Here is a 12,296-nt window from a genome sequence, read left to right as displayed (position 1 = left end):
ATTTGCAAGGTTTTTGATCGCAATAACGACCTATATGTTAGGCATAGCCCACATATATCTCCAGAAAACTCAGCACATTATACCCAATCTATCAAAAATGCAATGTTAAATCAATAGCTAAACATTACGTTTTATTCAGATTGAGTTGTAATTTAGACTAAACATTTATTGAGGTGAGGAGTCAGCTAACTTAAGACTCATCCAGAGAATTGTGTCGTTCCCTTTGGGGTGCGGCTCAATGGAGGTGATTTGATAGCCTAATTTTAAATAAAATTGTCGGTTTTCAGGAAGGGATTGCCGCACTCCCAATCTTATTTCGCGATGTCCATTATAAAATGCAATGTGCTCAAAATAGCGCATTAAAGCCAAGCCAATTCCACGTTTGCGATAGGCTGGTAACACTGAAACTCTTCCCACGTACAAATGATCTGGCTTGAGAATATAGCGCGCGCTGCCTATCGCTGTTGTTTTATCAAAGGCAAGTAACGCTCCGCCTTGTTTCATTACTTCAACGACATCCTCAACGGTTTCTCTATTCGCAGATGAAGGTACTGCGAGCTTGGTATTATAAGCTTCAAAGGCTTGCATCATTATGCCATAGACCAGTGGAGCATCTTCCAATGTAGCCTCTTTAATTATTATTTCAGGCGTAGTAATCATCATATCCAACTATCTAAAAGAAATAGGCTTTGATTCTAATTAATCTCTTTTGAGAATAATTCTACCAGTTCAGGTGGGTTGGAATGCCGAATAATCACCTCTGGAGTCTTATGCCAAATTGCCAGTTGTTTTATTGCGGTTGTAACGTCTTTTACTATTTCATCGGTTATCTGTACTTGTGGTTCAAAATGCAAGCTCTTAATTTCAAAGAGTCGTTCACGTCGGTGCGCTTTGGGATCGAGCCGTCCGATCAATTTTCCTCGCCATAATATCGGCAAAGAGAAATAGCCATATTGACGCTTGGGAGCAGGCGTATAACATTCAATAGTATAGTTAAAGTCAAATAATTCCCGTGCTCTGTTTCTGTCCCACACCAGCGGGTCAAACGGTGAAAGCAAGGTAGTATGGGTTGCGTCTAGACTACCTTCTGTCGCTTGCTGAATTAGCGGGTGATTATCAGGGTGGTAATAGCCGGAACTATCCCAACCTTCTACCTCGATCAATTTAAGACGGTTTTCTGAAACCAGCTTTTCGAGTAAGGGCGGAATCTCCTTCTTTTTTAGCCTGAAATAATCTGCAATCCAGCGGGGATGCGTAATACCGAGCGCTTGCACGGTTTTAAGTACCAATCCTTCAATTACTTCGGAATAAGCGGGTGTGGAAGAATCTTCCCAATGGGGTAAAATCCGTTCCCTTAGCTCATATACACGGTGGAAATTTGGACGAGCCGCGATCATTAGTTCTCCTGAATTAAAGAGATATTCGAGTATAATTTTTTCCGGTTTCCAATCCCACCAACCGCTTGCCTTTAAGCCATCTTTTCGTAAAAAATCAGCCGAACGTGCCGCCCCATTATTGCGAATTCGCTCTATCACATACTCTATTTCAGCTTTATTTTCTTCAACCCATGCAGAATCGGGATGCCATCCTTTGCGCTTATCCAGCATCAGCCGGCGGTATAGGGGGTAGTCTTCAATTGGTAAAAAACAGGCTTCGTGCGACCAATATTCAAAAAGGTTACCTTCCGCCAGCAGGCTTTCCAGCAATGTAGCATTATACTCACCCACTCTGCTCCACAGCACCAAATACGGGCTACGTGCTATAACATTAATGGTATCTATTTGTAAAACCCCCATTTGTCGAATGGTGTTAAGTACACCTTCTTTGTCCGAGGTAGCCTTGGGAGGTTCTAGCAAGTTTTGGGTAGCCAGCATAATCAATCGCACCGAGTCGCGACTCAGTTGCATAAATTCAAATCTCCTTTAATTTATAGCATATCGCGAGGTATTATATAATATCTCGATTAATAAAAAACCGGGGGTGGAAATGTTCCCTCCCGGCTTTGCTTAGATTATTAGATAAAAGAAATAAAGACTTAATTGCTAAATTTTCTTTTTAAAGCGACAGGTAGCTGAAATCCTTGCTTTTCATTGTAAATATCGATAAAGCGAATAACTTCAGCGCACAAAGCAAACACATCATCGCTTTCTCGACTTCCCAGCCCTACCCGATGTACCACAATTTCTTGCTCATTACGCCGTTCAAAATGCTCAAGAATTGCTGTGCCAAATCCGCCGTTTAATTCGCCGCGCTCTAGCGTTATTAAGCGTCTGAAGTGGTGCGCTACTGCATTCAGGAGTGGTTGGTCAAGCGGACGTGCCCATCGTGCTTCTAACAGTGCTGCATCGTGTCCTTGCTTTTCAAGTTCTTCCACAATTCGCAACCCGACTTCGACGCTATCCCCAAGAGCAACTAATGCTACTTCTTTGCCTTGTCTGAGCATATGCCCTTTACCAAGACCGGGAATAGGTCCGAGATTTGGTTTGACGATAGATTTGCCAAACTCGAACGGGATATAACGAATAACGGTTGGTCCCTCTTCATGGGAGAGCGCAGTTTTAATCATCTGGCGTAGCTCAACCGTGTCGGATGGCTCACCGATATTTAAACTTGGAAGAGTCAAAAGCACCGACAACTCATTTACGCCAGCCGGTTGCCAAGTTTGACCGTTTTCTTTACCGGCGATGAGTATAAAAGTAATCGGTATATTAGCCGCGCAGGCAGCCGATAATCCGGCATAATTGCGAGCAAGGTCGGTGGTGTTCATTATTACCAATGGATGGTAACCTTGCGCGATTAAATTAATAGAAGTGGGTACAAGGTCTTGTAAAAATTCCCCAAGTCCAAACAGGCGAGGTGGATACCTGTTCCCTACTTCCCACGCTATTTGTGCCAGTAGGTTTCCCGGTGTGGGAAAACTATGAGTTGCCTGTCCTGAAGCTAGAAACATCACGTTTCTATTAGACTTGAGTAGGTCAAACAGGCAATGTCGTAAACCATCACCCTCATAAGTGACGACATGGGGGAGTTTACGTGGTACAGTTTGTTTGTTTGCATTTCGGCTCAAGGCAAATTTCTCCTTTCGAGCCAGGTGATTACCCGAAATCTGGAGATATATTCTTGCGAATTAATACCGAAACATTATGCTGGGATTCTCCAGATTATTTTGTTGGGCTACCAGTTTATATTATTGTTCTTATTGTCGATTAAAATGTACTGACTAACTAAATGGTTTTCAACGAAAAGATATAACATTAAGGCTTAGATGTTGCAACAACACTTCGGCGAAACGGTTAGGTCGTTCAAGCATAAGAAAATGACCACAGTCGGGAAATGGTACAAGATTAGCTGTTGGTTTGAAACGTTTAATGTTGTACATTCCCTTAGGTGGAATCGTTCCATCTCGATCACCCACTACTAGCAAAAGCGGCGCTTTAAGCGCATCAACTTCGTGATGGTAGCGTTCTAGATTGACAGGAGTAAGTGAAGAAAGCGCTAGTTCACGTGCTATACGTATATCTGAAGCTACCATATCGCTAATAATGAATTGCTCGTAGATGCTTTCGATTGGGCGTGCGGTCAACTTACGGATAGTTAATTGTCGCAAACCCGGCAGTTCAAGGATACGTTTTACGTTTACCACTAATTTGATAAAGGGTATAAGTATTTCGCCCTTGCGATCCTCGATTTCAAAACTACCGCAATTGATGATAGTTAAGCTTGCCAGTTTGCCACGTGACTCCAAAACAGTAGCGAGATGCGTTGCTATAACGACGCCCAATGAATGTCCCACCACATGTACAGGTTTATCTAGCAGTTGAAGGTGTTCGATTAATTCAAGCACTTCGTTACTGCCATTATCAATTGTGCCTTTATATGTGGCTGGTAATGGTTTTTCTTTTGAAAGGCTACGTCCGATACCCGGTTGATCATAAGTCAGGGTTTGAAAACGGGACGAAATCCTTTTTACTGTTTCTTTCCAATACCGTGCTGATGAACACCACGCATTAATGAATATAACAGTGCCCTCTGGTTCGGCAGGTGTGCTTAATTCATAAAAAATAGGGCTATTGGATTGTCCAATTTTAACGTAAGCCATTTCTTTACCAAGTTCTAAACGGGTCGTAACCACCAAAACTAAGGGCAGAAATAAATACTACTACTGCAATTAAGCCGTTGCCTGTAAGCAAATATTTTTTGTATTGTTTGTGAGTGGGGTTCAGGTATAACGGGCGTTGCGCTAAAAACTGGAATACCAATGCCACCACTTGTATTAATGCTATCCAGTAATGCCCAATAGCAGCAAGATACACCGCATATGCTGCTTGTGACAAGTCAATATAGATATATGAGACCCACAAGGCTTTTTTCACGCCTAGCATCACGGGCAAGGTGCGTAAGCCAAGTTTCTTATCCCCTTCTATACTCTTCAGGTCGTTCAGTACTAGCAAACCGGCTGCCACAAAAGCATTTACTAACGCGACCACAAATATTTCGATCTTGAAATCGCTAAATACCATATTACCTGTCATCCAGGTCATCAGGTTATAGCCTATTCCTACTGAAAGTGGTCCGGTTATACCGTTGCGTTTGAACTCGAAGGGCGGTATGCTGTACATTGCGCCTAGTATTAGACCTAGGATAGTCACTAGAATGATAAACCCGGGGTTTTGCCCACCTAGCAAGCCCAGCAAAACTGCCGAAATTATTGCAAGTATTGCTATAACCGTGAAGTTTAGAATAGCGCCCCTTAAAGTTACCAACCCTGCCGGAATCGGGCGTGTCGGTTCATTAATGGCATCCAGTTCACGATCAAAAAAATCGTTGATCGACTGGCTGAAACCAATAAGGAGTGGTCCTACCAGAATTGAGCCGATAATCATCAGCCCTAGGGTTTTCCAATCCAGCTGCATCCCGCCGCTTGCTACAGCACCACTTATAAAACCTTGTGGTCCTGCTACCCATGTTACCGGATCAAGCAAGTCCAAGTGACCTCGCAAGGTGGATTTTGCAGGTTTTGGCATATTAGGCTTATTTTTCGTTAAAGTTTCTTGTGATCTCATTCCCAGTAATTTCTTGTTTTGCAGTATAATTTTAAAAATATGAGTTTACCACTGACCTCATATTCAGATTATACTACTCAAGTGTTACTTTGCGGTAGTCTAAAACACAAACTTCAAGTAGCAACTCTTCATGAAATTATGTGCATTCATACAATAGAAAGAATTTTAAAACAATTTACAATTGACCGAGATAGCTAGCGGTGTTACATTAGGCACACTATGATTTGCCAGAATTATTTCAGTATTTAGAAGGTAGTAAGATGTCACAAATCCTGTCCAGTTCTAAAACATTTCCCCAAAAGGCTGATGTCGTAATAATCGGTGGGGGAGTATTGGGAACTAGTATTGCTTGGAATCTGGCAAAACGTGGCTGTACCAATATAGTAATTCTTGAGCGCGATTTGTTAGGGTCAGGTTCAACCGCGAAAGCGGCAGGGGGAGTGCGGCAGCAATTCTCTACTAAAGCCAATATTCGTATTTGTATATACTCGGTGGATTTTTTCAAACATTTTAACCAGCGGCTTGGGATGGAACCGGACGAAACAGGCGCAAATTTCAAACAGGTTGGCTACCTCTTTCTTATTACCAGACCTGAAGATATGGAAGTCTTCAAGAAAAATGCGGCGCTTCAGCAAGGTCTAGGTGTACCGGTTGAAGTTCTGACAAATGAACAAGTTTCGAAAAGGTGGGATTTTCTAATGACTGAGGATGTCATCGGCGCAACTTTTTGTCCGACCGATGGTTATGCCAGCACCACCGATGTAGTTTTCGCTTACGCTAGACAAGCCCGCAAAATGGGGGTCAAAGTTTGGGAAAATACTGAGGTTACCGCTATTAAACGGCGCGGTCGGGAATTGCTTAGCCTTGAAACTAATCGGGGTGAGATTTCTGCCGGAATAGTGGTGGGTTGTGCCGGAGCATGGAGTGGCATTTTAGGAGAGATGCTAGATGTAGAAATCCCGGTTGAGCCGGTCAAGCGGCAGGCTTTCTTTACTGAGCCTTTTTCAGAAATCCCGGCGCAAATTCCTTTCGTCATTGATATGCTAAACGGCTTTCATTTTCGGCGGGAAGGTCCCGGTTTCTTGATGGGAGAAAGCGACCTTACTCAAAAACCCGGTTTTGATATAACACTGGATTGGAATTGGCTTGATACGGTGGCGGAACACGCTATGTATCGAGTCCCGGCGCTTGAGCGTGCGCGTATCCTGAGCGGTTGGGCGGGTTTGTATGATACTTCGCCGGATCATAACGGTATTATCGGCAAAGTTCCCGAATTAGATAATTTCTACCTTGCCACCGGATTTAGCGGGCACGGCTTCATGCAAAGCCCTGCGGTTGGACTTTCAATTTCCGAACTCATAATTGACGGTGATATCAAAACGGTGGAGGTGGCAGAACTCAATATCGAAAGATTCCGTACCGGAAATTATAATCGGGAAAGAAATGTTCTTTAGCGTTCAGGCTGCTATAGAAACGAGTCGCGGGAGCAGTCCCGCGTTTTTTTATTCAAAAGCTGAATTAAGGAATGATGGATGCTTGTTCTTTTATATTATAACCTAAAGTAGTAAGGCTTGAATACAGCCTTTTAGCCCTTTTTTAAGTTCCTTTTTTTAGTAAAATACAGATTCGATAGATATGAAAAATTATTATGAATTACTCGAAGTAAATATAGGGGCACAGCCCGAACAAATAAAGGCAAACTATCGGCGTTTAGCCAAGAAATTTCACCCTGACTTGAATCCTGACAACCCCAAGGCAGCAGATCAATTTCTGGCTATACAACAGGCTTACGAAATTCTTGGCGATCCTCAAAAACGGCTTGCCTACGATTCCATCCTTCAAAAAAGCGCTACATCCCATAGTGTTGAATCGGAAGACGATTGGTTTGGGGTTGGCGCCTATGCTGCGGCTGCCACCAAAACTTATCAACAGGAAGTGCGTTCAACCCCCAAACGCTGCTCTATGAGCAAACCGCATATGCCGCGTACTTCTTACTTGAGTTACCGGGTCAGAATTACTTTACAAGAGCTTTTTAGAGGAGCGAAACGTACTATCAACGTTGGACAAACTCACACTTGTGGGCGTTGCAGAGGGGCACGTGTACTACCTCACAAAGCTCAAACCTGCCCTCGTTGTGATGGTAACGGATTTCTGGTTTCTTTTGAAATATTAGAAATAAATATTCCACCCGGAATGTTACCGGATATGTCGATGCGAATAGAAATGCGTCATTGGATAGATAATGTTCCGCATCCGCTACATATGCCCTATGCAACCAGTATTCACGTTCTGGTTGAACTATTGCCACACCCACAATTCCAGATAGAAGGACGTGATTTATATACTACCGTTGAAGTGCCTTTAGAGGTCTTAGCAAAGGGGGGAGAATGGGCTTTACCCGCGCCGGAGGGAGGCGAGCTAATATTTAAAATACCGGCGCATTCCCTTAGCGGTGAAACTATCACTATTCGGCGGCATGGGCTTTTGAAAGGTTCTTCACATCGGCGTGGGAACTTGTACTGCAAGCTAATTCCCAAGCCTCAATGAAATCCGGCTACTTTTGAAGCGTTTGGTAATCGAACGGTAGCTGGAACTGCTCAATTTTCTTGATTATTACATCTTCAAGCCCATCTGGTAAGCTAAGTCTGATCCTCGCTACCTGTTCGGCATAGCCAAAATTACGCGCAACTTCGGGTGATATATGGTAAGTATGAAATTGCCCGTCTGCAATGATGTCGAAGAAAACGGTAGTTTTGGAGGCAGTGTCGGGTGAGCTATTAGTTAGCCAAGTTACTTGCCCCTGATAGGCGCGCCCTTTTGAGGCAACTTTCATTGTAATATCCAACGAACCCACTTGCGCAGCCGCAAGTGTAAAATCGGGGCTTTGCAGCAAAACACCTCGTGAGGCGTTGACGGACAAACCCGTATCTTGCGAGACTAATGAACCAGTATTATTTAGATCAAACCAGTTACCTGAAACCGCATTGCCGGAAACGCTAAGTTCAAAGCTCCAGCTAAGAAAAGATTTGCTCTGCTTTAACGCCTCGTTGCGCTTTAGCATCGCATCCACGATTTCGGTATGGTTTATCAACCGATTCTCGCCTTTGTATTCGAGGAAGATTGAGTTTTTAAGGCGATCTTGCAAAATAGGCAGTTTATCAACCTTTTCCACATCAATTGTGCGATTTTTGTAGAGCAACCGGATTGCATCAGGGTATCCGGTTCGGAAAATTAATGCACCACCATTACTATCAGGTACTCCTTCACTCACAATGTGGACATAATTTGTCACGCTCGGTATGACTTCTTTGGTCAGATTTAGAATCTGACGTGAGGTATTACCGGCATCCAACCATTGTTGGATTCTGGCAGAACTGGTTGCGCCATATGAACCAAGCAAGGCTATTATTGCAATTACTCTGAGCCAAAAACCCAATTCCATGAAAGTGCGGGTTTTTGATTGAGTATTGGCAAAATAAGGAGCTATGATCGCTCCGGTAAAAAGCGCAAAACCAATGCTTGGTAGATAGGTAAAACGTTCTGCCGGTAGGGTAAATAGCACCGATAGAAGAAAGAGAATTATCCAAAGAAAGCCAAAGCCAGCGGTGCGCATTGTATAGTAGGGCGGTGAAGGAAACTTTGGAATAACTGGCGCTTCTACAGGTTTGGGAGTAAGTTGAATTTGAGGGAAGATAGGAAAATTCGGATCATCTAATTCATCATTCTCAGCAGGCAAGGCAGCTTTGGTTGGGCGGGTTGGTTCGGTATCGAGGGATAAACCATGTTGAAGGCGAAATCGCTCCCATTCTTGAACCGCGCTTAACGCTGTAAACGCAATAATAAGTCCTACTAAAACCAGCCCGGTAGTGCCTGAGAACTGAAAAGGTGTAATTAGCCAGTTTGTGTAATTGCTCACAAGCAATCCAAAATCTAGCTTTTGTCCTGCCTCGCCACCATAACCACCCAGACCCTTAAAAAGCACAATCCTGAGAATCAGGTAAGCAAGAAATATGGATAAAACCGGGATATAGGCAATAATCAACCGCTGCAATGCAGCTCTAGAAAACTTGTTGTGTTGCCAAAAGAGATCTAGCCCTCCGGTTACAAAATCATACGCCAACAATCCCAATGGAATGGCTATGGCGGCTTCTTTACTGAACAGCCCAAATACAAATAGACTTGATGTTGCAATGTACCATTTTAAGGCATGTTTAGGGTGTTGCCGATACTTTATCCAGCATATCAGACTGCCAAGCGCAAAAAACGTTGCCAGCAAATCACCCTGACCACTAATCCAAGCGATTGGTTCACTGTGAATCGGCTGGAGGGCAAATATCAGCCCGGCTACCCCGCCTACCACTGTTCGTTTGCTTATCAGCCAACCGATCAAACATACTAGTGCGGCATTAGCGGCATGTAAGGCTACCGAAACCAAATGCCATCCGGTGGGGTTATCCTGAAAAATCAGAAATTGAAAATAGTAACCAAGCCTTACCAACGGACGATAAAACTGTGCCCCTATTCCCCAATCACGCCCAAACCAACTCAAGTTATCGGCAAATGTTGGATGGGTAAACGTAAGTTGCCCTAGAAAAATATAATCATCGGCGAGGAATGTAACTCGCCGAGTAATTGAGTAAAGCAAAACAGCTGAGAAAACCGTTAGCAGCAGCCAGATAATTATAGATAAAGTGGAAAACCTATGATTCAAGGTTGCAGGAATAATTTGCGCCCTGTTTTGAAAATTATCCTGAGAAGTGGTTGACAAATATCCTCCATTTAAATTCGGGCACGTCGCTGGCTAGTGTGAACCGGCAAGCGACCTGAGCAGATTTCTGGCAATTACCAACCTTTGAATCTGGCTTGTACCCTCATATATTTCTGTAACCTTTGCGTCTCGGAAGTAACGCTCAACCGGATATTCTTTGATATACCCGTAACCACCATATATTTGGACGGCATCGGTAGTGACTTTCATAGCGGTTTCGCTGGCAAACAGCTTTGCCATGCTGGCTTCAAGTCCCACATTTTTGCCTTGATCTCGCATGCTCGCTGCTTTATATACCAACAAACGGGCGGCTTCTATACGGGTTGCCATATCCGCCACCATAAACTGAATCGCCTGAAAATCATATATTTTATGCCCGAATTGTTGCCGTTCGTTGGCATAACGTAAGGCAAACTCGTAGGCGGCTTGTGCGATACCCAACGCTTGGGTTGCAATTCCGATTCTGCCACCGTCCAGCAATTGCATGGCAAGTTTAAATCCTGCCCCTTCCTCTCCGAGGAGGTTTTCAACCGGCACTTCACAATTCTCGAAAATTATCTCGGTGGTGTCACTGGCGCGCATCCCCAATTTGTCCAGTTTTTTACCAACTTTGAAACCGGGAAAACTTTTCTCTACTATGAAGCAGGAAATACCGTTCGAACCCTTCGTTTTGTCGGTTATGGCAAAAGCCAGATAGATATGCCCGGAGATGCCACTGGTTATAAATATCTTGGAACCGTTCAGAAGGTATTTATCCCCTTGAAGGGTCGCTGTAGAGCGCATTTTAGCAGCATCGCTTCCGCTTTCGGCTTCAGTAAGGCAATATCCGCCTAGCTTTTGACCTTGTGCCAACGGTATCAGATACTTGCGCTTCTGTTCGGCAGTACCGAATTTCCAGATACCATAGCAAGTTAGCGAATTGTTTACCGACATAGCGGTACTGAGCGCAGGATTTCCCCGCGCAATTTCCTCTAATGCCAGCACATAACTAACCGTATCCACCCCTGCACCGCCCCATTCTTCAGGGATAACCAAACCCATCATGCCCATTTCGCCGAGCTTTTTCCAAAGGGCAGTAGGGAACTCCTGCAATTCGTCAAAATGGGCAGCAGTGGGTAATAGTTCTTTGTCGGCAAACTCGCGGGCTACTTGGCGAATCATTTCCTGTTCTGACGTAAGATGTAAATCCATAGTTTTGTTTTATCCTATTGATGCTTCAATTCGCGCAACAGATGGCGTGCTATGACTATTCGTTGGATTTCAGAAGTACCTTCGCCGATTTCGCAGAGACGAATATCACGGTAGTAACGCTCGACATGATATTCTTCGACGTAACCATAGCCTCCATGTATCTGAATCGCTTGATGACAGGCACGTTCGCCTACTTCGCTGGCAAACAATTTTGCCATTGCTGCTTCTTTGCCAAAGGGTAATTTTTTATCTTTTAACCAAGCAGAGCGATAAATTAAGAGACGTGCCGCTTCAAGTTGAGTCGCCATATCTGCCAGCTTGAACTGAATCGCTTGGAAATCGCTGATCGGTCGCCCGAATTGGTGGCGTTGGGTGGCGTAACGAATCGCAGCTTCATAGGCGGCTTGCGCTATACCAAGCGCCATCGCGCCGATACTGATGCGCCCTGCGTCCAGAATTTGCATAAATTGCTTGAAGCCATCATTAGGTTGTCCTAGGATATTCTCTTTGGGGATACGGCAGTTATCAAAGAAAAGTTGGCTGGTTACAGAGGCACGCAACCCCATCTTTTCTTCATTTTTACCATAGCTGAAACCGGGCGTACCTTTTTCAACAATAAAATTCGATATGCCAAGCGCCCCTTTGCTTTTGTCGGTCATTGCGGTAATGATTACAGTATCTGCGAGGCTACCGCTGGTAATCCAGTTTTTAGTGCCGTTGATAACCCACTCGTTACCATCAAGTACAGCGGTTGTGCGCGTTCCTGCTGCGTCGCTACCAGCTTCAGCTTCTGATAAACCAAATGCACCGAGCTTTTCACCGCGTGCCAGCGGAATCAGATATTTCCGTTTTTGCTCTTCCGTACCAAATAGATAGAAGGGAGCAGATCCAAGGGAGGTATGTGCTGCTAGAATAATTCCGGTGCTACCACAGGCACGGCTGATTTCCTCAACCGCTATGGCATACATCAGGCTATCACCGCCCGCGCCGCCCCATTCTTCGGAATAAGGCACTCCCAATAGCCCTAACGCTGCCATCTTTTTGATATTTTCCCATGGGAATTCGTGGTTTTTATCATAATAAAGGGCTTTAGGAGCTATTTCTTTATCAGCAAACTCACGAACAGTACGTTGGAAAAGCTGATGTTCTTCACTTAGCTGGAAATCCATATATTTGCACTCCCCGCCACTTCTATGTGGCTTTCCGCACTAGTTTTGTACTTATCTTCCGCGACAGCGCTGTCATTTTACCATTTTTAAAATCCGGTTGCATGA

General features: G+C 44.3%; 10 protein-coding genes. 2 read left to right on the top strand and 8 right to left on the bottom strand.

Going from position 1 to position 12,296, the window contains the following annotated elements:
• Positions 1–165: 165 nt before the first annotated feature.
• The 5 genes from OZ401_RS11470 to bchG form a co-directional block, all read right to left on the bottom strand.
• A complete protein-coding gene (locus tag OZ401_RS11470; protein ID WP_341468373.1) occupies positions 166–621 on the bottom strand; it encodes a GNAT family N-acetyltransferase in 456 nt (151 codons plus the stop codon).
• A 74-nt stretch (positions 622–695) separates the two neighbouring features.
• The gene (locus tag OZ401_RS11465) at positions 696–1,907 is read right to left on the bottom strand and encodes a winged helix-turn-helix domain-containing protein (RefSeq protein WP_341468372.1); all 1,212 of its coding nucleotides are present in this window, start codon (positions 1,905–1,907) and stop codon (positions 696–698) included.
• A gap of 128 nt (positions 1,908–2,035) precedes the next feature.
• On the bottom strand, positions 2,036–3,067 hold the full coding sequence (locus OZ401_RS11460) for a transketolase C-terminal domain-containing protein (protein ID WP_341468371.1): 1,032 nt from the start codon (positions 3,065–3,067) through the stop codon (positions 2,036–2,038).
• 168 nt (positions 3,068–3,235) lie between these two features.
• On the bottom strand, positions 3,236–4,099 hold the full coding sequence (locus tag OZ401_RS11455; RefSeq protein WP_341468370.1) for an alpha/beta fold hydrolase: 864 nt from the start codon (positions 4,097–4,099) through the stop codon (positions 3,236–3,238).
• A gap of 4 nt (positions 4,100–4,103) precedes the next feature.
• Positions 4,104–5,024, bottom strand: coding sequence for a (bacterio)chlorophyll synthase (gene bchG, locus OZ401_RS11450; RefSeq protein WP_341468369.1), 921 nt, complete (start codon positions 5,022–5,024; stop codon positions 4,104–4,106).
• Positions 5,025–5,323: 299 nt separating this feature from the next.
• Here bchG and OZ401_RS11445 point away from each other — a divergent pair, with 299 nt between their 5' ends.
• On the top strand, positions 5,324–6,517 hold the full coding sequence (locus OZ401_RS11445) for an NAD(P)/FAD-dependent oxidoreductase (RefSeq protein WP_341468368.1): 1,194 nt from the start codon (positions 5,324–5,326) through the stop codon (positions 6,515–6,517).
• 181 nt (positions 6,518–6,698) lie between these two features.
• On the top strand, positions 6,699–7,610 hold the full coding sequence (locus tag OZ401_RS11440) for a DnaJ domain-containing protein (protein WP_341468367.1): 912 nt from the start codon (positions 6,699–6,701) through the stop codon (positions 7,608–7,610).
• Between the two features lie 7 nt (positions 7,611–7,617).
• On the opposite strand, the gene OZ401_RS11435 is transcribed toward OZ401_RS11440, so the two are convergent.
• Genes OZ401_RS11435 through OZ401_RS11425 form a run of 3 tightly spaced genes read right to left on the bottom strand, consistent with a single transcriptional unit; the run spans position 7,618 to position 12,191 of the window.
• On the bottom strand, positions 7,618–9,831 hold the full coding sequence (locus OZ401_RS11435; protein ID WP_341468366.1) for a hypothetical protein: 2,214 nt from the start codon (positions 9,829–9,831) through the stop codon (positions 7,618–7,620).
• A gap of 33 nt (positions 9,832–9,864) precedes the next feature.
• Positions 9,865–11,022, bottom strand: coding sequence for an acyl-CoA dehydrogenase (locus tag OZ401_RS11430; protein ID WP_341468365.1), 1,158 nt, complete (start codon positions 11,020–11,022; stop codon positions 9,865–9,867).
• 14 nt (positions 11,023–11,036) lie between these two features.
• Positions 11,037–12,191: an acyl-CoA dehydrogenase gene (locus OZ401_RS11425; RefSeq protein WP_341468364.1), complete on the bottom strand. Its 1,155-nt coding sequence runs from the start codon at positions 12,189–12,191 to the stop codon at positions 11,037–11,039.
• Between the last annotated feature and the right edge of the window lie 105 nt (positions 12,192–12,296).

It is taken from the genome of Candidatus Chlorohelix allophototropha (assembly GCF_030389965.1).
Lineage (GTDB): Bacteria > Chloroflexota > Chloroflexia > Chloroheliales > Chloroheliaceae > Chlorohelix > Chlorohelix allophototropha.
This window is presented reverse-complemented; position numbering and strand designations above follow the sequence as displayed.